18 protein-coding genes are annotated in these 22248 nt (G+C 70.5%); 11 read left to right on the top strand and 7 right to left on the bottom strand.

The window, feature by feature from the left end; genetic code table 11:
- Positions 1-73: 73 nt before the first annotated feature.
- From WEE69_14455 to WEE69_14445, 3 genes are read left to right on the top strand one after another with little or no spacing between them, the layout of a single operon-like run.
- Entirely contained in the window at positions 74-856 is a 783-nt protein-coding gene (locus WEE69_14455; protein MEX1146499.1) for a MerR family transcriptional regulator, read from the top strand.
- Positions 853-1569: a ubiquinone/menaquinone biosynthesis methyltransferase gene (locus tag WEE69_14450; GenBank protein ID MEX1146498.1), complete on the top strand. Its 717-nt coding sequence runs from the start codon at positions 853-855 to the stop codon at positions 1567-1569. The genes WEE69_14455 and WEE69_14450 overlap by 4 nt, the downstream gene beginning before the upstream one ends.
- A complete protein-coding gene (locus WEE69_14445; GenBank protein ID MEX1146497.1) occupies positions 1566-2744 on the top strand; it encodes an isochorismate synthase in 1179 nt (392 codons plus the stop codon). The genes WEE69_14450 and WEE69_14445 overlap by 4 nt, the downstream gene beginning before the upstream one ends.
- A gap of 170 nt (positions 2745-2914) precedes the next feature.
- Here WEE69_14445 and menD read toward each other — a convergent pair whose 3' ends face one another.
- A complete protein-coding gene (gene menD, locus WEE69_14440; protein ID MEX1146496.1) occupies positions 2915-4639 on the bottom strand; it encodes a 2-succinyl-5-enolpyruvyl-6-hydroxy-3-cyclohexene-1-carboxylic-acid synthase in 1725 nt (574 codons plus the stop codon).
- 14 nt (positions 4640-4653) lie between these two features.
- Here menD and WEE69_14435 point away from each other — a divergent pair, with 14 nt between their 5' ends.
- Entirely contained in the window at positions 4654-5349 is a 696-nt protein-coding gene (locus WEE69_14435) for an alpha/beta fold hydrolase (GenBank protein MEX1146495.1), read from the top strand.
- Here WEE69_14435 and WEE69_14430 read toward each other — a convergent pair.
- From WEE69_14430 to menB, 3 genes are all read right to left on the bottom strand, one after another.
- Entirely contained in the window at positions 5316-6167 is an 852-nt protein-coding gene (locus tag WEE69_14430; protein ID MEX1146494.1) for an enolase C-terminal domain-like protein, read from the bottom strand. The two genes, WEE69_14435 and WEE69_14430, sit on opposite strands and share 34 nt — an antisense overlap.
- The gene (locus WEE69_14425; GenBank protein MEX1146493.1) at positions 6155-7024 is read right to left on the bottom strand and encodes a 1,4-dihydroxy-2-naphthoate polyprenyltransferase; all 870 of its coding nucleotides are present in this window, start codon (positions 7022-7024) and stop codon (positions 6155-6157) included. Before WEE69_14425 ends, WEE69_14430 begins: the two co-directional genes overlap by 13 nt.
- 120 nt (positions 7025-7144) lie before the next feature.
- Positions 7145-8035, bottom strand: coding sequence for a 1,4-dihydroxy-2-naphthoyl-CoA synthase (gene menB / locus WEE69_14420; GenBank protein ID MEX1146492.1), 891 nt, complete (start codon positions 8033-8035; stop codon positions 7145-7147).
- Positions 8036-8152: 117 nt separating this feature from the next.
- Here menB and WEE69_14415 point away from each other — a divergent pair, with 117 nt between their 5' ends.
- Together WEE69_14415 and ligD are read left to right on the top strand one after the other, a co-directional pair.
- Complete coding sequence (locus tag WEE69_14415; protein MEX1146491.1) at positions 8153-9325, top strand: fatty acid--CoA ligase family protein; 1173 nt, start codon at positions 8153-8155, stop codon at positions 9323-9325.
- A complete protein-coding gene (gene ligD / locus WEE69_14410) occupies positions 9322-10233 on the top strand; it encodes a non-homologous end-joining DNA ligase (GenBank protein MEX1146490.1) in 912 nt (303 codons plus the stop codon). The genes WEE69_14415 and ligD overlap by 4 nt, the downstream gene beginning before the upstream one ends.
- Before the next feature lie 102 nt (positions 10234-10335).
- Here ligD and WEE69_14405 read toward each other — a convergent pair whose 3' ends face one another.
- Positions 10336-10707: a hypothetical protein gene (locus WEE69_14405; protein MEX1146489.1), complete on the bottom strand. Its 372-nt coding sequence runs from the start codon at positions 10705-10707 to the stop codon at positions 10336-10338.
- 21 nt (positions 10708-10728) lie between these two features.
- On the opposite strand from WEE69_14405, the gene WEE69_14400 reads away from it, so the two are divergent.
- From WEE69_14400 to WEE69_14385, 4 genes are read left to right on the top strand one after another with little or no spacing between them, the layout of a single operon-like run.
- Positions 10729-11736, top strand: coding sequence for an alanine racemase (locus WEE69_14400; protein ID MEX1146488.1), 1008 nt, complete (start codon positions 10729-10731; stop codon positions 11734-11736).
- A gap of 40 nt (positions 11737-11776) precedes the next feature.
- Positions 11777-13240, top strand: coding sequence for an amidase (locus tag WEE69_14395; protein ID MEX1146487.1), 1464 nt, complete (start codon positions 11777-11779; stop codon positions 13238-13240).
- Between the two features lie 4 nt (positions 13241-13244).
- The gene (locus WEE69_14390; protein MEX1146486.1) at positions 13245-14606 is read left to right on the top strand and encodes an acyclic terpene utilization AtuA family protein; all 1362 of its coding nucleotides are present in this window, start codon (positions 13245-13247) and stop codon (positions 14604-14606) included.
- Entirely contained in the window at positions 14603-14998 is a 396-nt protein-coding gene (locus WEE69_14385) for a hypothetical protein (GenBank protein MEX1146485.1), read from the top strand. Before WEE69_14390 ends, WEE69_14385 begins: the two co-directional genes overlap by 4 nt.
- A 17-nt stretch (positions 14999-15015) precedes the next feature.
- Here the strand turns inward: WEE69_14385 and WEE69_14380 are convergent, their stop codons facing one another.
- On the bottom strand, positions 15016-17634 hold the full coding sequence (locus WEE69_14380) for an EAL domain-containing protein (GenBank protein ID MEX1146484.1): 2619 nt from the start codon (positions 17632-17634) through the stop codon (positions 15016-15018).
- Between the two features lie 50 nt (positions 17635-17684).
- The gene (locus WEE69_14375; protein ID MEX1146483.1) at positions 17685-21866 is read right to left on the bottom strand and encodes a DEAD/DEAH box helicase; all 4182 of its coding nucleotides are present in this window, start codon (positions 21864-21866) and stop codon (positions 17685-17687) included.
- A gap of 136 nt (positions 21867-22002) precedes the next feature.
- Between WEE69_14375 and WEE69_14370 the strand changes: the two genes are divergently transcribed.
- Positions 22003-22248 carry a hypothetical protein gene (locus WEE69_14370; GenBank protein ID MEX1146482.1) on the top strand — a complete coding sequence of 82 codons (246 nt, stop codon included), beginning with the start codon at positions 22003-22005 and terminating at the stop codon, positions 22246-22248.

Below are 22248 nucleotides of genomic sequence, written 5' to 3'. Positions count from 1 at the left end.
CCCGCCCCCCCCCCCCCCCCCCCCCCCCCCCGCGACCAGGAATGCTGGGAGCAATCGCTCCTACAATCGCAGGGTGACCGAGGGCCTGCGGGTGGAGGATCTGGCGGCAGAGACGGGGGTCTCGGTCGACACGATCCGCTTCTACCAGAAGCGCCGCCTCCTCTCTCCGCCCGCACGCGACGGCCGGGTCGCCTTCTACGGCGCCGACCACGTGGCGCGGCTGGCCCGCATCCGCGAGCTTCAGGGGCGCGGCTTCTCGCTCGCGGTGATCCGGCGGCTCCTCGAGGGTGAGCTCGACCCGGCAGACGAGCCTCTCGTCGCTGCGGTCGCCGGCGCGCAACGCGGCGAGCCCGTCGGCGACGAGATCGTCGAGCGCCTCACGCTCGGCGAGCTCGCGGCGCGCGCGGAGGTACCGGAAGCGATCCTCGAAGCCGTCGCGCGTGCGGGCCTCCTCGCGCCGCAGGTGCGCGCCGGCGTCGAGCTGTTCCCGGCCACCGACGTGGAGTTGGTGACCGCGGGCCTCCGGCTGCTCGAAGCAGGCTTCCCGCTCCCCGACCTTCTCGCGCTTGCACGCCGCCACCACGACATGACACGCGGCATCGCAGAAGACGCGGTGCGGATGTTCGATGATCACGTGCGCGAGCCGCTGCGCGTCTCTGACCTCTCGGATGACGAGAAGGCACAGCGCCTCGTGGACGCGTTCCGCACTTTGCTCCCCACGGTCACGAGCCTGGTCGCCCAGCATTTTCGTTCTGTACTGCTCGAGGTCGCCACCGAGCACCTCGAGTCGATCGGTGGTCCGGCCGAGCTCGCCGCCGCGCGAGCGGAGCCCGACTGGGGAACGGCGGCGAAGTGAGCGCGCACACACCCGTGCTGGGTTCCGACGGCGCGCTGCCCGAAGGTCCCGAGAAGCGGCGCGCCGTGGAAGCGATGTTCGACCGTGTCGCTCCCGGGTACGACCGCATGAATCGCGTCATCTCGCTCGGCCTCGATCGTCGGTGGCGGCGGCGCGCGATCCGAGCACTCGCCCTGCCGAGCGGCTCTCACGTCTTGGATCTCGCCTGCGGCACCGGTGACCTCTGCGAGGACCTCGCCGACGCGCAGCATCGTGCGACAGGAATCGACCTCTCCGAGGGCATGCTCGCAGCGGCGCGCACGGCGGCGCCCCTCGTGCGGGGTGACGCCGAGGCGCTTCCGTTTCGCGAAGCCACATTCGACGGCGTCGTGTGCGGATTCGCGTTGCGGAACTTCGTGGAACTCGCTGACGTGCTCACCGCGTGTGCTCGTGCGGTTCGACCCGGTGGGCGGTTCGCGGCCGTCGATGCCGCCGTGCCGTCGCACCCGGTGATGCGATTCGGGAACGCGCTCTGGTTCCGCGGCGCAGTACCGGTGCTCGGGCGACTGCTCTCACGAGACCCCGAGGCCTACCGCTATCTCCCGCGCTCCACGGCGTACCTCCCTGACCCGGCTGAGCTGGTCGAGCAGCTCCGCAGGGCCGGGTTCACCGACGTCGAGCGCACAACCATGACCGGTGGGTCGGTCCAGCTGCTGACGGGTACTCGCGCATGAGCACGGCCACCGCGGCACCGTCGGGCTTGCGAGCCGTGACCCGTGAGGTCAACGCCCCCGCCGACGTGCTCAACGCGCTCGGTGCCGGAGGGACGGCGTGGCTGCACGACGGTGCCGAGTTCGCCAGCGCGGGCAGCGCGGCCCGCGTGCGCGCCGAGGACGCGGTGTCGTTCCTCGCCGCGATCGAGCACGACGACGATCCCGATCTCCCTGGCGCCGGACCGCGAGCCATCGGGGCACTCTGCTTCGACCCGACGGCGCCGGTCGATCTCGTGGTCCCGAGCCGGATCGTCGGACGAACCGGCGACGGCCGTGGCTGGGTCACCGAGGTCGGGCCGCCGGTCACGCTCGAGCACGCGGCCAACGACGCGCCATCTCGGTTCGTCGTTCAGGCGCAGTCCTCCCGAGCCGCATGGCGTGCGTCGGTGCTCGACGCGCTCGCAACGATCGGGCGAGGCGAACTGGCCAAGGTCGTGCTCGCTCGCGCTGTGCACGTCGAAGCCGATCGAGCATTCGACGTGCAGGGCGTGTTGGCGCGGCTGCGGAGCCAACAGCCGGGTTGCTTCGTCTATGCGGCCGACAGCATGGTCGGCGCGAGTCCCGAGCTGCTCGTGGCCCGGTTCGGCGCCCACGTCGTCTCGCGACCGATGGCCGGAACGGCGGTGGCCGGTGACGGGGCGCTCGAGCGGCTCCGCAGCTCCTCGAAGGAAGCGCGGGAGCACCGGGTCGTCGTCGACGCCATCGTCGATGTCCTCGCATCCCACTGTTCGCGGGTGGAGGCCGCGCCGGAGCCGGAGGTCGACGAGTTCGCCGACGTCGCCCACCTCGCCACCCCGGTGCACGGCACGCTGCACGATCCTCCACCCGACGCGCTGGCGCTCGCTCGCGCGCTGCACCCGACTCCCGCCGTGGCTGGTTCCCCGACGACGACGGCGCTTGCCGCGATCGCACGACTCGAGCCCCAGGGCCGTGGCCGGTACGCGGGCCCGGTGGGCTGGGTCGACGCACGGGGCGATGGTGAATGGGCGGTCGCGTTGCGCGGCGCTTCGATCGACGGCCCGCACGCCGTGCTCCACGCGGGCGCAGGCATCGTCGCCGGCTCCGACCCGGACGCGGAGTGGGCCGAGACCGAGGCCAAGTTCGACCCGATGCTCCGCGCCCTCGTTCGGCCCTGATTCCTTGGTCGCGCTCGCTCGGCGCCGGGAACCACCACGCTGGTCGACTTCGCAGGCTCCGTCTCTGGGTGCCGAGCGGCAAAGCCGCTCCGCACCCGGCGCCGCCTTTCAGGACGCTCGCCTGCTCCCGGCGAGCTCCCTCCGCTTCGCTCCGGTCGCCGCGCTTGTCCTTAGGCGATCGCGCTCGCGACGGCGGCCCACGCTTCTCGGTGGCGGGTGGCGTTGTCGGCGCGGTCGGTGCGGACGAGCACCATGCGCACACCACCGGCACGGGTTGCATCAGCCACCGCAGGGAGCAGCGCGCTGGACTTCTCGACCTCGGCGCACGGGATGCCGTGCACCGCGGCGACCGCGGCCAGATCGAGTCCGTGCGGGGTTCCGAACAGTGTCTCGAAGTGCTCGGGATCCGCGGCTTGCGGCAGGAACGAGAAGATCCCTCCGCCGTCGTTGTCGAGCACCACGAGCGTGGCGTCGATCCCGCGCTTGGCTGCCCCGAGCAAACCGTTCGCATCGTGCAGGAAGCACAGGTCGCCGAGCAGCGCCACCACGGGTCCCGACGCCACCGACGCGATGCCGAGCACCGTAGACGTGAACCCGTCGATGCCGTTGACGCCGCGGTTGGCGAGCACGCGAAGTCCCTCGCGTGGCGCCGCGAACGATTCCAAGTCGCGCACCGGCATGCTGGACGCCACCACGAGGTGCGCGCCGTCGGGGAGCCCGGCCGCGAGGTCGCGGGCGACCCGCCCCTCGAAGGGGTCCTCCCACGCGTCGAACAGGCCGTCGACCGCAGCTCGTGCGCGCGCTTCGAGATCGAGCCATTGTTCGAGCCAACCCGACGCATGCAGCGCGGATCCGAGCGCGTCGGCCACTGCAGACAGCAGTAGCTCCGCGTCACACCCGACGACTTCGCTCACCCCGCGTTGGGGATCGAGCCATCCGCCGTGGGGATCGATCGCCCATTGCGTCACCTCGGGATCGGTCCACGCGGCGACGGCCTTGCTGGTGAGCGGCGCGCCCACCCGCAGCGCGAGGTCGGGGCGAAGCGCTTCCCCGAGCCCGTCCATGCGCAGCAATGCGTCGTACATCGACACTGCGTGCGGACCGGCTCGCAGCCCCGAGAGCGGGTCGGCGAGCACCGGCCAACCGGCCGCGGCGGCCAAGCGAAGAGCGGTGGGCGCCGTGACGTTCGCGCCCCAGCCTGCGAGCAGCACGCCTTGCCGTGCGGCGCGAACGGCATCCACCACGCGCGCCACGGTTGCGTCATCCGGTCGCTGCGGCGCGCGTTCAACGCTCACCCACGGACGGCCGTCGGGCCGCCCAGGTGCCGGCACGAGCTCCGCGCCGGTGGGCACCAGCGGCTCGCGGAACGGGAGGTTGAGGTGCACCGGCCCGGCGGGCGGTCCGAGTGCCGTCACGACCGCACGCGCCGCCATGGAACGCCAGTGCGTGCCCACGTCGGGCCGGTCCTCCGGCGCGCCCGGATCCGCCTCCCACCGCACCGCGGCGCCGAACAACCCGCGCTGGTCGATGGTCTGACCGGCACCCGTGTCACGGAGCTCGGGCGGCCGATCGGCCGTGCAGGCCAACAGCGGGACGCGTCCGTGGTGCGCCTCCACAACCGCGGGGTGCAGGTTCACGGCCGCGGTGCCGGACGTAGTGAGCACCAGTGCGGGGCGCCCCGACAGCCGCGCCGTGCCGAGCGCAAAGAAGGCGGCGGATCGTTCATCGAGGTGCACGTGCAGCCGCACCCTCTGGTCGTGCGCGAGCGCGAGGGCGACGGGTGTCGATCGGGAGCCCGGCGCAAGGCACGCCTCGGTGACGCCGGCCCGGGCGAGCTCGTCGACGAGCGCTCGGGCGAGGGCGGTATTCGCGTCCCGACCTGGTGCGGTCGTCATGGGAGAATTCCTCGATGCGGTTGCGCCTGGTGCATGGCTTCACCCAGACGATTCGGTCGTGGGAACCCATGGAAGCGCGCTTGCCTCGCGACTGGGACGTGCAGCCACTCGAAGTCCCTGACGGGTTGGACTTCGTCGCGACAGCCGAGACGCTGGGCATGCGCGGCGGCACGTCGACGTGGGTCGGCTACTCGATGGGCGGGCGGTTGTCCCTGCGCCTCGCGCTCGACCGACCGGATCTCGTGGAACGGCTCGTCCTCGTCAGCGCGTCGCCCGGGATCGCGTCGCCCGGAGAGCGCGAGGCGCGCCTCGCCGCTGACGAGCGCCGAGTGCACGACCTCGAGCGGGATGGCGTCGAGAAGTTCCTCGAGCACTGGCTCTCGCAGCGCCTCTTCGAGACGCTGCCCCGCGAGGCCGCCATGATCAACGACCGCCGCCGGAACACGCTTCACGGCCTTGCGCACCAGCTGCGGGCGCTCGGTCAGGCGGCGCACGAACCGATGTGGGACCGGCTGAGCTCGCTCGAGATGCCGGTCCTGATCGTGTGCGGACAATGGGATCGCGCGTACACCGAGATCGCCGAGAAGACCGGCGCGGCGATCGGGTCCAACGCGCGCGTAGTCACGATCGACAAGGCCGGGCACGCGCTGCACCTCGAGCGACCCGACGAGCTGGCTCACGCCCTCGTCTCCTGGCTCGAGACCGCGTAGCGCGCAAGCAGCTCCGGGTCGGGCGCGACGGCGCGCACGCCGAGCACGCCGCGCTCGGGCACCAGGGGATCCGTCGTCACATCACCGGCGAGGAACGCGGCCGTGGCGAGGCCACATGCGTAGGGCAGCTCGGGCAACGCAGCCGCGAGCGCGAGCCCGGCCGAGAGCCCGACCGACGTCTCCATCATCGACGTGGGGATCGCGGGCACTCCGCTCGCTTCGGCCACAGCGAGCGCCGCACGCACGCCACCGAGCGGCTGGACCTTGAGCACGACGGCGTCAGCCGCATCGAGTGCCTGGAGTCGGCGGGCATCCTCCACGGAGCGAACGCATTCGTCGGCAGCGATCGGAACACTCACTTTCCGCCGCAGCCGAGCGAGCTCGTCGATCGTCCCGACCGGCTGCTCGACGAGCTCCACGTCGAGCGCCGCGAGCCGAGCAATGAGATCGGTGGCGACGTCGACGTCCCAGGCGCCGTTGGCGTCGACTCGAAGGCGAACCTGCGCACCAACGGCGTCGCGGACCCGCGCAACGAGGTCGATGTCTTCCGGCGCGCACACCTTGACCTTGACGGTTCGATACCCGGTCAACGCATCCGGGTCGAACCCGGGACCCAGCACGAGCGCGTTCACCGGGACTTCCGACCGCACCGGCTCCGGCCAACCGCTGAGTGCTGCCTCTTCGGCGGCGCGGCGCGCCGCGGCGGGATCGCACGGATACCCGTCCAAGGGCGAGCACTCGCCCCAGCCCGCCGGTCCCTCCAGGAGGGTCACCGCGCGTTCACCGATCCGCAGGCGATGCTCGGTCAGGACAGCCACAAACCCAACCCGAGCAAGAGGGCGGTGACGAGCTGCAGCCGCGCGGTGCCGACGAGGGCCATCACGAGCTCTCGTGGCGACACCGCTCGCAGGACGAGGCGGATGGGCGTGACGGCGAGCGGCAGCGCGGCGTACGCGACCAGCGCTTCGGGGCGGTCGGCGGCGATCGGCGCAACCGCGAGCAAGGCCACGACCACGCAGCCGACGTAGAGCTGCCGCGCTCGCGGCGCGCCGAGGCGTACTGCCAGCGTGCGCTTACCTACGCTCGCGTCGCCCTCGACGTCACGGATGTTGTTCGTCAGCAGGATGGCGCACGCCAGGAGACCAACGGTGAGGGACGCCCACCACGCAGGTTCCGGCACGCGCTCGAGCTGCACGAAGGTCGACCCGGCGGTCGCGACGAACCCGAAGAACACCAGCACCATGACCTCACCGAAGCCGAGGTAGCCGAGAGGCTTCGGGCCACCCGTGTAGAGGGCGGCGGCCGCGATCGCGACCGCGCCGACGAGCACCAGCCACAGCGTCACGATCAGTGCCAGCGCCAGCCCGGCGACAGCCGCGACCGCGAACGCCAAGAGCGCCGCGGTGCGGACGGCATTCGGCGATGCGAGACCAGACGCGGTCAGACGCAACGGCCCCGCTCGGTCCTTGTCGGTTCCGCGGACGCCGTCCGAGTAGTCGTTGGCGAAGTTCACACCGACCTGGAGCGCCAGCGACACCACGAGCGCAAGCAGCGCTCGCTCCCATGCCGCGTCACCGGCGACCGCATGTGCGACCGCGGTCCCCACGACGACCGGGGCGAACGCAGCGCCGAGCGTGCGCGGCCGCGCACCCATCACCCATTGCTTCGCTCCCACTGCGGTACTTCCGCTTTGCATTGGCAAGCCTCGCTTGGCGCCGGGGTACCCGGCGCCACCCTTTGGGACGCTCGTCGCGTCGCGTTGCGCTCGCTCCATTCGCTTCGCTCGCTCCGCGCCTTACGGACGCCTCGGGAAGCGTTCGAACTCCGGCCGCCGCTTCTCGAGGTACGCGCGCTTGCCCTCCTGCGCCTCCTCACTCATGTAGTACAGGAGGGTGGCGTCGCCCGCGAGCTGCTGGAGCCCGGCGAGGCCGTCGTCGGTGGCGTTCATCGACGCCTTGAGCATCCGGAGCGCGAGCGGACTGTGCGCGAGCATCCGCCGGCACCACTCGACGGTGGCGATCTCCAGCTCTTCGAGGGGAACGACGGTGTTCACGAGCCCCATGCGCTCCGCCTCGTCGGCGCTGTACTCGTCGCAGAGGAACCAGATCTCGCGAGCCTTCTTCTGCCCGACCATGCGCGCGAGCAGTCCGGACCCGTAGCCGCCGTCGAACGAGCCGACCTTCGGGCCCGTCTGGCCGAAGCGCGCGTTGTCGGCCGCAACCGTGAGGTCGCAGACCACGTGCAGCACGTGACCGCCACCGATCGCATAGCCCGCGACCATGGCCACCACCGGCTTCGGGAGGCGGCGGATCTGCACCTGGAGGTCGAGCACGTTGAGGCGGCCGATGCCGTCGTCGCCCACGTAGCCGTCGTCACCGCGGACGCGTTGGTCGCCGCCCGAGCAGAACGCCTCGGGGCCCTCGCCGGTGAGGATCACGACGCCGACTTCCGGGTCGTTGCGCGCCAGCTCGAACGCGGCCTGGAGCTCGAAAAGCGTTCCCGGGCGGAACGCGTTGCGCACCTCGGGCCGACAGATCGTGATCTTGGCGATCAGGCCACCCTCGGCCGCGGTGGTCTCGTAGCGGATGTCGGCGTACTCGACGTCGCTCGGCTTCCACTCCGCTCCGGGGCGGATGGCGCGGGGGCGGCCGTCGGCATCGAGGGCCACGGGGGGTCGGTCGGCCATCTCAGCTCCTCCTCCATCGGTCGACTTCGCTTCGCCCTCCCGGCCTCCGGCAGGGCTCGCTGCAGCTCCTGCTCGCGGATGTTGGGAGTGATCACTCCTACGGTACGCTCGGGCCTGATGGCCGGCCAGTCGGGGGCACCCCTCGTCGCGGTCCACCTCCCCCGCCCCGAGGCGGCCCGGGCCGTCACCGCGGCGTGGGACCGGGGAGACGCGGTGCTCGTGCTGGACCCGGCCGCGCCGCCGGCGGTCGTGACTTCCTTGATGGCCCGGCTCCGACCCACGCATCTCGCCACCGCGGAGGGGTTGCGAGCACTGCCAGCGGGCGCGGAGGCGGCCGCCGGGAGCGCAGCTGTCGTCGTCACGTCGGGCACGACCGGAGACCCCAAGGGGGCCGAGCTCAGCGTGGCCGGCCTCGAAGCGATCGGCGGCGCGTTCGCGGCCACGCTCGGTGTGGAGCCCGGCGATCGCGCCCTCGTGTGCCTGCCGCTGCACCACGTCGCCGGACTCGCGATCCTCGCTCGAGCACGCGTCAGCAGGATGCCGGTGACGGTGCATCCCTCGTTCGACCTCGCGGCCGTGTCGTCCGCGCCGCGCACGGAGGGTGTCACGGTCGTGTCGCTCGTGCCGACGATGCTGCGGCGATTGCTCGATGTGGGAGCACCCTTGCACGAGTTTCGACGCGTGATCCTTGGCGGTGCCCCCACACCACCCGATCTGCGTGCACGCGCAGAAGCTGAAGGTGCACCGATCGTGGACGCGTACGGTCTGAGCGAGACGTGGGGTGGCGTGGTTCTCGACGGCACACCGGTGCCCGGTGCCGAGGTGCGCATCGAGGACGGAGAGATCCAGATCCGCGGCGAGATGGTCATGCGCGGCTATCGGCTTGCGCCGCACGCCACGGCCGCCGCCTTCACCTCCGAGGGTTGGTTCCGCACGGGTGACATCGGAACGCTCGACGACGGTCGGGTGCGCGTGATCGACCGGGTTCGCGACATCGTGATCTCCGGCGGCGTCAACGTCAGCCCCACCGCGGTCGAAGCGGTGCTCTCGACTCACCCTGATGTCACCGACGTGTGCGTCACCGGTACACCGGATCGCGAATGGGGCGAGCGGGTCGTTGCTTTCGTGGTGCCCCGTGACGACGCCCACCCGACGCTCGACCAGCTCCGCGCGCACGCCGGCGACCGTCTCAGCACCGTGCAGCTGCCGAAGCAGGTGGTGCTCGTGGACGCCATCCCGCGAACCCCGGGGGGCAAGGCCTTGCGCCGCGAGCTGCGGGTGCCCGAGTGAGCAACCCTCTCCCGCTGCCGATGCTCGCCGTGGCCAGCGACGACCTCCCCCACGACGGCGAGAGCTGGGCCTACGAGATGAAGTGGGACGGCTACCGCGCGATCGTCGAGGTCGCCGAAGGACGGTTACGCATCGCGTCGCGCCGCGGCAATGACGTGACCGCTCGCTATCAAGAGCTCGATGGCCTGCCCGCAGCCGTCGGCGTGGATGCGATCCTCGATGGTGAGCTCGTCGTGCTCGACGAGCAGGGCCTCGCGAGCTTCCAGGCCATCCAGCAGCACCAGGCTCCGGCGGTATTCGTGTGCTTCGACGTGCTGCGCCTCGACGGCCGCGACGTGACGACGCTCCCCTGGCAGGACCGCCGCGCGCTGGTGGAGCGGTTGGGACTCTCGGGGGAGCGATGGCAGACCTCGCCGGCCACGATCGGCGACGGGCCGCGAGCACGCGCCGCGGCCGAGGAGCTCGCCTTCGAGGGCGTGGTGTGCAAGCGGTTGGACGCCCCGTACGTTCCCGGCCGGCGTTCGCCGGCGTGGCGCAAGGTGAAGATCACCAAAGGACAGGAGCTCGTCATCGGGGGCTGGCTGCCGGGCTCTGGTCGGCTCGCCGACACCCTCGGGTCGGTGCTGGTCGGGTACCACGACGGGGTGGGCGGGCCGCTGCGGTACGCCGGTCGCGTCGGCTCGGGATTCAAGGACCACGATCGCGACGCGATGAGCGCGGCGCTGCGTTCGCGCGCCACCAGTCCTTTCGACCCGCCACCCAGGATCAAGGACGCGGTGTGGGTCGAGCCCGACTGCGTTGCCCAGGTGAAGTTCACCGAATGGACGTCCGACGGCGTCCTCAGGCAGCCGGTGTTCCTCGGCCTGCGGGACGACAAGGATCCCAACGACGTCGTCCGGGAACGTTGATGGCGCGCGGCGAGCGAGCGAAGCGAGTGAGCTCGCCGGAGCAGCCGAGCGTCCCGTAGGGCGGCGGCAGGTACCCTGCCGCCGAGCGAGCGCGACCAGGATTTAGGCGTCGCGGAGGGATTCCTTCCAGGTGCGGAACCTGGTGTGGGTGACGCCGTCGGGGCCAGCGCCCTCGCCGGTGCCGTCGGCAAACAAGCGGAACACGTACTGGCGCCCGAAGTCGTCGGCGTCGACCGCCATGTAGCGGGCATCGGCATCGACGGCGGGACCGGCGCGCCACAGCAGGAACCCCTTGATCCGTCGCTTGTAGGCCACGAGCTCGATGCCGAGGTCCGCACCGAGCGTGCACAGCTCGGCTGGCGCCTCGACCCAACGCTCGGCCGGGATGAGGAAGTCGCGTTGCGGCGTCGCCGGGAGCTCGTCCGTGTGCCAGTCGCGCTCGGTCGGCGGACGCTGCTCCGCGGGTACTGGCATCTCTGCCATGCTCCCACGCGCATGGATGTTGACGCGCTATCTACGCCGGCGTTGGTAGTCGACGTCGACGCGCTCGAGCACAACCTCGCCTCGATGGCAACGGCGCTGCCGGGCTCGCGGTGCCGACCTCACATCAAGGCGCACAAGACCACCGCACTCGCCCACCGCCAGCGCGCAACGGGCCACGTCGGCTTCACGTGTGCAACGACACGAGAGCTGATCGGGCTTGCGCGCGCCGGCCTCGGCGACGATCTCCTGCTCGCCAACGAGGTCGTTGACCCCGACCACCTCACAACTCTCGCCGCACTCGACGCGCGTGTCACGGTTGCGGTCGATTCCGACACCACCATCGAGGCCGCGGCACACGCGGGTGTGCGTGAGTGCCTCGTCGACGTGAACGTCGGCCTTCCGCGGTGTGGCTGTCACCCCGACGACGCCGGACGGATCGCCGATCTCGCTCGCGCCAACGGGATCGAGGTGCGCGGCGTCATGGGGTATGAGGGCCACGTGGTCGGCGTCGTCGACCGCGCCGAGCGCGAGCAACAGACCGCCGACTGCATGGGTCAGCTCGCGCGTGCACACCTCGCCGTCGGCGGCGAGCTCGTGTCGGCCGGGGGGACCGGCACGTACGACTGCAACCGATTCGCTACGGAGATCCAGGCCGGTTCGTACGCCCTCATGGACACCACATACAGCCAGCTCGACGTCCCGTTCCGGCTCGCGCTCTTCTTGCTCGCGACGGTTGTCTCGGTCAACGAGCGTGAGGAATACGCAGTGATCGATTGCGGGCTCAAGTCGCTCGGCATGGACCACGGCAACCCCACGATCGAGGACGCCACCGTATGGTTCTGCTCCGACGAGCACACGACGTTCTCGACCGACGACGGCTTGCCCCTGCCCGACGTCGGCCAACGCGTCCGCGTGTGGCCCGCGCACGTGGATCCAACCGTCGCGTACCACGCACGCATGCACGTGATGGAGTCGGATCGCGTGGTCGACACCTGGGAGATCGATCTCCGCGGCTGGTGACACCGGAAGGCCCGGCACAGCGGGAGTACCCTGCCGAGCCATGGACTCTGAGCTCTCCACCCTCGACGCCACGGCGCAAGCGGAGCTCGTGCGCAACGGCGATCTCACACCGCTCGAGCTCGTCGACGCAGCCATCAACCGCATCGAGAAGGTGAACGGCGAGCTCAACGCGGTCATCCATCCGCTCTTCGACAAGGCGCGCGCCACTGCCAACACGGTCGTGGCCGACGGACCATTCCGCGGCGTTCCGATCGTCATCAAGGATCTCGACGGATCGTCGGCGGGCGACCCGCTGCACATGGGGAACCGGCTCCTGAAGCGTGTCGGATACGTCGCTGACCACGACTCCTACCTGTTCACCAAGCTGCGGGACGCGGGCTTCATCGTCGTCGGCAAGACGAACACGCCCGAGTTCGGGCTCATGCCCACGACCGAACCCGTGGCGTACGGGCCGACGCGCAATCCCTGGAGCACCGGGCACGGCACCGGCGGCTCGAGCGGTGGGACTGCGGCCGCGGTCGCGTCCGGGATGGTGCCGCTCGGCCACGCGGGCGACGGCGGGGGATCGATCCGCATCCCCTCGAGCGCGTGCGGCCTCTTCGGGTTGAAGCCGACGCGCGGACGCATGTCGCTCGGCCCGGAGATCGGCGAAGCCTGGGCCGGACTCGTGCAGCGCCACGTACTGACGCGCACGGTGCGCGACAGCGCGGCCGTGCTCGACGTGCTCGGCGGACCGATGCCGGGCGATCCGTACTTCGCGCCTCCCCCGACGCGCGCGTTCGGCGAAGAGGTCGGCGCCGATCCCGGCCACCTGCGCATCGGACTGCGCACGAGTGCGCCGGGAGCGATGGCCGAGACCGACCCCGCGTGCGTCGCCGCGGCCGAAGACGCGGCACGTCTGCTCGAGTCGCTCGGGCACCACGTCGAAGCGTCGTCACCCGCCGCGCTCGACGAGGTCGAGCTCCTGGGCTTGTTCTTCGTCGTCCTCACCACGCACGTCGTGTGGGACATCCGCCAGCTCGAGGCGATGACCGGCCAGACCGTGGGGCCCGACGATGTCGAGCCGCTCACATGGATGTACTACGAGCAAGGGCTGCCGGGCACCGCGATCCAGTACCTCGAAGCCGTCAACGGTACCCATGCGTGGTCGCGACGGATCGCCAACTGGTGGACGAGCGCCGAGAACGGCGGCCACGGCTTCGATCTCTTGCTCACGCCGACGATGGCCGAGCCGCCGCCGGAGATCGGCGACGTGGTGGGAACCAAGGAAGACCCCGAGCGGGGCATGCTCCGCGCCACCGCGTTCGCCACGTACGCGGCACCGTTCAACGTCACCGGCCAGCCCGCGATGTCGGTCCCGCTCGGTACGGATTCCACCCACGGGCTGCCGATCGGCGTGCACCTCGTTGCGCCGTACGCTCGCGAAGACATGCTGCTGCGGGTCGCCGCGCAGCTCGAGACCGCCCGCCCGTGGGCCGGCCGTCGCCCACACGTTCACGCCTGAAGACGTGACCCTGAGGATCGCCGGCGGGCAGGGTTTCTACGGCGACACGCCTCGCTCGGTGGAGGGCCTGCTCGACGACGGCATCGACTACTTGTGCCTCGAAGCGCTGGCCGAGCTGACGTTGGCGATCCTCCAGAAGGATCGCCAGAAGGACGAGGCGCTCGGGTACACACGCGACCTCCCGGCCTACCTCGCCGCTGCGCTTCCCGCGGTCGCGGCCGGGCGCACCAAGGTCATCACCAACGCCGGAGGCATCAACCCGGCCGCGGCCGCGCGCGCGGCGGTCGGCACGGCACGTGACCTGGGGCTCTCAGGCCTCCGGATCGCTACCGTCACCGGCGACGACCTGATGCCCCGCCTCGGCGACGTCGCCGCGGCCACCGGGCTCGCGCACCTCGACACCGGCGCGCCGTACACCGAATTCCCTGCGCCACCGCTGTTCGCGTCGGCCTATCTCGGGGCGCGACCGATTGCCGACGCTCTGGCCCAGGGAGCGGACGTGGTGATCACAGGTCGCGTCGCAGACGCCGCGCTGTTCCTCGCACCCCTCGTGCACGAGCACGGCTGGGCGTGGGACGACTGGGATCGCATCGCGGCGGGCACGCTTGTCGGCCACCTGCTGGAATGCTCAGGTCAGAGCGCGGGCGGGAACTTGAGTCGCGAGTGGTGGAACGTGCCGCGGCCCTGGGACCTGCCGTACCCGATCGCCGAAGTGGACCCCGACGGCTCCGCGGTCATCACGAAGCCGGCATCTTCGGGTGGACGGGTGAGCTTCGACACCGTGCGCCACCAGCTGCTCTACGAGGTACACGATCCGGCTGCGTACGTCTCTCCCGATGTGGTGGCCGACTTCACGAGCGCACGCTTCGATGACCTCGGTGATGACCGCGTGCGCATCACCGATGTCCGCGGCGCGCCTGCGACCGACACCTACAAGGCCTTGCTCTGCCACTCAGCGGGCTGGGCTGGCGAAGCGCGCGTCGCGTTCTCTTGGCCCGAGGCCGTCGAGAAGGCGAAGGCGACTTCGGCCATCTTCGTGAAGCGGGTGGAGCAGGCAGGCCTTTCGGTCGACGAGTGGTGCGTCGAGCTGTGGGGCGTGGACGCGCTCGGCGGTCCCACCGTGCCGGCCACCGACGCCGAGCCACCGGAGTGCGTCGCGCGGGTTGCGTGGCGCTGCGCCGATCCGATGACCGCAGGGCTGGTCGCGCGCGAGATGGTCCCCCTCACGCTCTCGGCGCCACCGGCCGGCATGACAGGCATGGGCCGCGGTGCGGGCCGGCCGACCGAGCTGCTGGGACTGTGGCCGACGCTGGTCGAAAAGGCTCTCGTCGACCCGCACGTCACCATCGCGATCGAGGAAACGTGACCGTGTCGACACTCCGGCTGTACGAGATTTGCGGCTACCGAGCCGGCGACAAAGGCAATATCTCGAACATCGCGCTCTTCGCCGATGACCGCGACGCGTACGACGTGATCGTCCGCGAAGTGTCAGCCGAGCGCGTGAAGGCACACTTCGGCACGATGGTCACCGGCGACGTGCTGCGATACGAGGCCGAGAACGTGCTGGGGCTCAACTTCGTGCTCCACGGCGCGCTCGGCGGCGGCGGTCCCCGCACGTTGCGCGCCGACAACCTGGGCAAGACCCTCGGCGGTGCCCTCGTGCGATTGGAGATCGAGGTGCCAGACGCCTTGCTCGGGCGGCGCGCGCCTCGACCCGACCTGGCCTGGGCCGACGCAATCCTGGACGCGCTGCGCTGACTGAAGACTGACTGAGATCAGACCGCGCGGTGCGACGCGCTCACCGCGATCCGTCCACCACGGCGCCCGAGGAACGCTTCGATCTCATCGGCCGGCAACGCCGGCGCGAATCGGTGGCCTTGCGCGAAGTGACATCCCGAGTCACGGAGGCGCTGCTCCTGGCTGGCCGTCTCGACCCCCTCCGCAACGGTGAACAGATCGAGCCGCCGACTGAGGTCGATGATCGAGTCGACGATCGCGTCGTCGAAGGGATCCTTGCCCAACCCGGCGACGAACGACTGATCGATCTTGATCGAGCCGACCGGGAGCTCCCGCAGGTGGACGAGCGCCGCCGCACCCGTACCGAAATCGTCGAGTGCGATCTTCACGCCCAGGTCGCGCAGGCGCATGAGCAGACCGCGCACTGCGGCGATGTCATCGGCGACAAGACGTTCGCTGATCTCCAGGACGAGAAGTGCTGGATCGATGCCGGTGCTGTGAACGGTGCGCTCGACGCTGATTGCAAGGTCGCGCTCCCGAAGCTCGGCCGCGGCCAGGTTGATGCCCATCACGAAGCGGCCCCAGTGCGGATACTTCGCATGCCACGTCGCCGCTTGCTGGCAGGCCTCGGCGCGCACCCACGCGCCGATCGGGCGCGCAAGCCCGGTCTCTTCGGCAACCTCGAGGAACTCCTGCGGTCCGAGCAACCCGCGTGTCGGGTGCGGCCACCGCACGAGCGCCTCGAAGCCGGTGAGGCGCGACGTCTCGAGCGACACGATCGGTTGGTAGTGCACCTCGAGCTGACATTGGTCGACTGCTTTTCGGAGCTCGCTCTCGATGTCGAGGCGAGCAACCACGCGCCGACGCAGCTCGTCGTCGAACAGCTCAGCTCGGGCCCGCCCTCGTTCCTTCGCCCAGTACATCGCGGCGTCGGCGTCGCGGAGCAGCGACTCCGGGTCGCGACCGTCGACCATCGCGATGCCCACGCTCGCGGTCACGACGACCTCGCTGCGATTGATCGTGAACGGCTCGCGCACGAGCTCGAGGATTCGAGCCGCGAGCGCGTACGCATCGAGCTCGCCGCCGACCCGCTCGCACACCATGACGAACTCGTCTCCACCAAAGCGCGCGACGAGGTCACCGGGTCGTAGGGCTTCACGGAGGCGTTCGCCGAGATCGACGAGGAGCTTGTCGCCGGCATCGTGACCAACGCTGTCGTTGAGCACCTTGAAGCGGTCGATGTCAAGGAAGAGCACCGCCGTCCCTGGGCCGTCGCGCTCGGGTCGAGCGACGATCCGCCGGAGGCGGTCGAGGACGGTCTCGCGGTTCGGGAGACCGGTGAGCGCGTCGTGGGTCGCTTGGTGCGCCAACGCCGCGGCGGTGCGGTCGCGCGCGATGGCGATCGCCGCGACGTTCGCGCCAATCTCAACCACGAGCCGTTCGGTGTCGGATGGCTCCGCGTCGTCCCGCCGGTACACGACCACCGCGCCCAACGCTGGGCGGTCACCGTCGACGCCGCTGACGAGGGCCGCCCAGAACGATCGGTACCCGCGCGCCCGCAGCGCGTCGATCTGCGCCTCGTTGTCTGCGGTGACCTCGATGGGTCCGACGAAGAAGCTGGGATGCGCTCCGGGCGGAGCGGGAGGCGGGAGCGGCATGTCCTGGAGCTCGGCGAACAGCTCGGCGGGCAGGCTCGGGGCGGACACCAGCCGGAACTGGCGGGGTTCCTGGTCGACGACGGCCACCACGCTCTGCGTCTCGGGCAACCATCGCTCGACCATCAGTACGACAGCGTCCAGTGCCTCGCTGAGTGGTGCGCCGCGCGCGACCAACTCGAGGATCCTGGCCTGATCGGCCGCGAGGTGCTCCGCGCGGTGCCGGTCGGTGACGTCACGCGCGTTCACGAGCACGCCAGCCACCGCGGGATCGTCACGGAGGTCGACGGCGATCGACTCGACGTAGCGCCACGACCCGTCCTTGTGCCGGATCCGGTGCTCGACCGGGATGGGGATCCCGGTCACCTGGAGCTGTTCGGCGAAAGCCTTCGCCACCGCTTCCTGCTCGTCGGGGTGCAGAAGGTTCACCGGGGACACACCGGTGAGCTCATCGGGGCCGTACCCCAGCACGCGCTCGTGCGACGGGCTCGCGTAGACGAATTGAGCCTCGGCGTCGTAGATCGACACCAGGTCGAACGAGTGACGAGCGAGGGCCTGGAACCGGTCGTCGCCGATCCGGCGCGCCGACTCCGCGTCGATGCGATCATGGACGTCGACACAGTGGCCGAGGTAGCCGAGGAACGCTCCCGACGTCTCATGCCGCGGCATGCCGCAGTCGACGACCCAGCGGTACTCGCCATCGGCGCGCCGCAGCCGGTAGTCAATCTCGTAACCCACCCGCTCGTCGAACACTTCGTCGAGGTGCGCGATCACTCGGTCGAGGTCGTCTGGGTGCACCCCGTCCCGCCAACCGTGCACGAGCTCTTGCTCTGGCGTCCGGCCGGTGAACTCGTACCAGCGCCGGTTGAACCACGAGGCGCCGTCCTTTTCGGGTCCGGTCGCCCACACCAGCAGTGGGGAGGCGTCAGCGATCGCGCGAAATGCCTCGTCGGCCCGCTCGTGCTGCAAGTGACCCCCCGAACCGACCCGACCGACGCCCATCCCTAGGTTCTTCGGCGATCCGGGACCCGGCCCTGAGATCTTCCGTCGGGTCAGGCGGGAACCGTACCCTCGGGGAGGCCGTCGACGTAGGTGACCGTACGGGTTCGGATCGCACTCACACCGGGACCGGACACGATCACGCCGACGAGGTTGAGGGGGTCGGTTGCGTTCACGACGACCGACTCGCCGTTTCGCGGGGCGCGTCGCACCTGTGCGAGCTGCTCGATGGCGGCCGGCAACGCGTACTGCTCGCCGGAGAACCCGGAGACGAAGCGGCCGCCGCGCACCAAGCCACGGTCCTCGAGGCGCCGCAACGCCCATTGCACTTCGCGCCAGGGGAAGCGTATCGAATCGTGGACCGCAAGGTCTCGAAATACCACGCCCCACCGGTTGAGCAGCAGCTCGGCCACCGCTTCGGCGACCTCGTCGCGTTCGAGCGCGGGGCCGGCCGCCTGCACGAGGGACCATCGCCCGGCCCCCGCCGCGCCCGGTCGGCCGCCGCGCATCAGACGCGACAGGCGTCGTGTCTCGAGACCACGACTCCCTCCGGCGAGTCGGGCGCGGATCGCTCCGAAGCCGTCGGATGTGACCAGCCCCCTCGCGACGCCGTCCCAGAGCGCGCGATCGATGTCGTCGGGGAGACGATTCGTGGCCGCGGCCAGCTCGCCCGCGAAGCAAGCGCCCCGCTCCCGCAGCACCTCGAGGATCTCGGCGGTCGCACCGATTGGCGGCTCGACGGGATCGACACCGATGCGCGCGGCCTCGAGCAGCCAGAACAGGTCGTCACGGAACACCACCGAGATCGGAGTGGCCTTCGAGGGTGCGCCGGGCGTGATCCGAGTGTCGTCGCCGGCGCGCGGTGTGAGGCGCAGCCAGCCCACCTGACCCTCGTGGCACAGCTGGTCGAGCTGCGCGGGTTGGTACCCGCGCACACGACGCGCGAGCAGCTCGGACTCCCATGCGACCGCTGCAGCCTCGTAGCCCTGAAGCTGGTTGATCGCGGCGACCAAGCCGGCCTCCCCCGCGAGCTGGGTGCCGGGGGCGACGTGCTGCCAGCGGAGCACGAAGCGCATGAAGTCTTGTGCGGTCACCGCGGTCACGGATTCGCGCCGAGTCCGACGCGAGTACGAGTGCATCCGGGCGAGCAATCGACGCGACACCCACTCGGTCGAGGCGCCGCCCGCTGGGTAGCGACCCTGGAGGGCGAAGCCCTCACGCTCGAGCGCTGCGAGCCCGGCGCTGACTCGTGCCACGGGCAGTGTCGTGAGCTCGCAGAGCGCGTCGCTCGTTGTGACGCCAGAGATCTCGAGGTGACCACGCAGCACTGCGGTCACCTCGTCGTCGTCGCCGTTCAACGCGCGCTCGGCGTCAGCGTGGAGCTCGGTCGTGCACCACAGCTCGTCTCCGTCCCGCTCGATCACCTGGCCCCGGTTGCGCGCTTGGAGCTCACCCCAGAGCGATCGCCATTCGTCGCGGGCTCTGGTGACGACGAGCGACGACAGCAGGTCGTGCAGATCGTCGGAGTGCGTGGGGTCGGGCGCGACTTCGGCGCGAACCCGCTCGACCGCCTCCGGCTCGAGGGCGCCGATCGCGCTGAGGTCCACGGCGAGCCCACGCCGGAGCGTGACCGCGGTCGTGCGTCGGTTCTGAACCTCTCCCTCGTCGTCGAGGAACGCATACGGGCGGGCGGTGAGGATCTCGTGGGCGAGCACCGACGGCTCGGTCGTCTCCACGCAATGGACCGAGACCTCACCAGATTCGATGCCTAGGAGCAGCTCCCGCACACCGTCGACGTCCAGCGCCTCGTGCAGCGTGTCGGAGAGGGTCTGGCGTACGAGCAGGTGGTCGGGGATCTCGATCGGACCGGCGACGTTCTCGGCGCACGCGGCTGCCTGCGGGAACACCGCGGCCATGAGGTCGTCGGCTTCCATGCGCTGGATCGGAGGCGGGTTGCGCCGGCCATTGCGGAACCGCAGCACCATCAGCGCGCGGTTGAGGTTCCACCGCCAGCGTGACTGGAACATGGGCGAGTCCAGGACGGCGTGGCGCAGTGTGTCCTCGATGGTTCCGCTGGCGAGGTAGCGGGGCACGTCGGCCAGCGGGAAGCTGTGGTGCGGGCCGAGCGAGAGCACGACCGCGTCGTCGTTCGCGGCAGCCTGCAGCTCGAAGTTGAACGTTCGGCAGAACTTCTTGCGCAGCGCGAGGCCGAGGGCCCGGTTGATGCGCCCGCCGTGCGGCGAGTGGACGACGAGCTGCATGCCGCCGGTGTCGTCGAAGAAACGCTCGAGGACCATCCGCGCCTGCGTCGGCATCGTGCCGAGCGCGGCACGGCCCACCGCGAGGTAGTCGACGACCATCGCGGCAACCACCGCGTCGACCCCGGCGACGTCGACGATGTGGGCGCGGGCGCCGTCGGGATCACCGACACCGAGCAGCTCGTCGACCCGATGACGGAGCGCGGACACCTCGGCCGACAGCTCGGCGGTGCGGGCCGGTGCCTCACCAAGCCAGAACGGGATCGTGGGTGGCGCGCCGGCTGCGTCGCGCACGCGCATCACGCCCGGCTCGATCTTGCGGACCTGCCACGAGTGCGTGCCGAGCAGGAAGATGTCGCCAGCCATCGACTCGATGGCCCAGTCCTCGTTGACCGTGCCGATGAACGTGTCGTCGGGCTCGGCAACCACCCGGTAGTCGCCGGTCTCGGGGATCGCGCCACCCGAGGTGAGCGCAGCCAGACGAGCTGCCTTGCGCCCGCGGACCTCGCCGTTCACCGCGTCGTGGTGGATGTACGCGCCGCGCTGCCCGCGCCCCGTGCGAATCCCATCGGCAACGAGCGTGATCACTTCGTCGAATCCTGCGCGGGTCAGCTCCATGTAGGGAGCGGCCTTGCGCACGAGGTCGTACAGATCGTCGGTGCGCCACTCCCGCGCCGCAACCTCGGCCACGATCTGCTGCGCGGCGATGTCGAGGGGGAGGCGCGCCGGGTGGATCGCATCGAGCCGCCCGGCGCGTACGGCCGCGAGCAACGCAGTGCACTCGACGAGCTCGTCGCGGGTGAGCGGATAGAGGCGACCCTTGGGCGTGCCGGCGCGGGAGTGGTTGGATCGGCCCACCCGTTGCAGGAACGTTGCGATGCTGCGCGGCGACCCGATTTGGCACACCAGCTCGACCGGGCCGATGTCGATCCCGAGCTCGAGCGACGCGGTGGCGACCAACGCCTTCAGCTCTCCGGCGCGCAGGCGTGACTCGATGCGGTACCGACGATCCTTCGAGAGGCTGCCGTGGTGCGCGGCGACCACGTCATCGCCCAAACGCTGTCCGAGCTCGTGCGCGAGGCGCTCGGCCAAGCGGCGCGTGTTCACGAAGACGAGCGTGGTGCGATGCTGCGCGACATGGGCGGCGATGCGATCCAGCACATCGGCCATCTGCTCGTGCGAGGAGACCGCCTCGAGCTCACCGTCGGGCAGTTCGAGCGCGAGATCGAGGTCACGCTGGTGGCCCGAGTCCACGATCTCGGGCAGCGGGCGATCACCCACGAGGAGCCGAGCGACGGTCTGGATCGGTCGTTGCGTCGCTGACAGGCCAACCCGGCTCGGTCGCTCGTCACACAGCGATTCCAGGCGCTCGAGCGTGAGCGCGAGGTGCGCGCCGCGCTTGTCCCTCGCGACGGCATGGATCTCGTCGACGATGACCGTGTCAACCGTGCGCAGGATCTCTCGGCTCTTCGCCGCCGTGACCAGCAGGTAGAGGGACTCCGGCGTGGTGACGACGAAGCTGGGCGGGCGGCGCAGCATCGCCGCACGTTGCGAGCTCGTGGTGTCACCGGTGCGCACCGCTACGCCGAGGCTCGGCGCGTTGAACCCGAGCTCGGCGGCAACCGCAGCGATCTCGGCGAGCGGGCGCTCGAGGTTCTCGGCGATGTCGACGGCGAGCGCCTTGAGCGGTGACACGTAGACGACGCGCGCGACGTCGTGGACCTGCTCACCCGCCTCGTGTGCGCGGTAGAGCCGGTCGATCGCGACGAGGAACCCGGCAAGCGTCTTGCCCGATCCGGTGGGTGCGGCGATGAGCGTGTCGGCGCCCGCCGCGATGTGGGGCCACCCATCGCGCTGGGGTGTGGTCGCCCCGTCGGGGAAGCGCCGCTCGAACCACGTGGCGACCGCGGGATGGAAGCCGCTCAGCGCACCGGGGACTCCGATGCCGGGGAGGCGCGGGACAGCGACCGTGGCCATGCCGGTTCATTCTCTCCCATGCGTGTGACAGGCTGCCCACGACTCGCGGCGAGCGAGCTCGCTCAGGGAGCGAGCGCCCGTGGATCGGGTATCCCGGCCCACGGGCGAGCGACCGAGGCAAGGAGGAGGAACCGCGATGGGCATTCTGGACAAGGCGAAGGAAGCAGCCAAGACCGTCGGCGAGAAGGCGAAGGAAGGCGTCGCCGCCGGTCAGGAGAAGGTCGACGACGCGAAGACCAAGCGAAAGATCTCGGACCTCAAGGAAGAGCTCGGCGGCATCGTCTTCACGCAGCACACCAGCGCACCCGCCGCCAACGCCGACTCCGAGATCACCCGCATCGTCGGCGAGATCAAGGAGGCCGAGGCGCACCTCGCCGAGTAA

The sequence above is a fragment of the Acidimicrobiia bacterium genome (assembly GCA_040881685.1).
Classification (GTDB): domain Bacteria; phylum Actinomycetota; class Acidimicrobiia; order IMCC26256; family PALSA-555; genus SHVJ01.
Note: the sequence above shows the minus strand (reverse complement) of the source record. Positions and strands in the feature narration are given on the sequence as shown.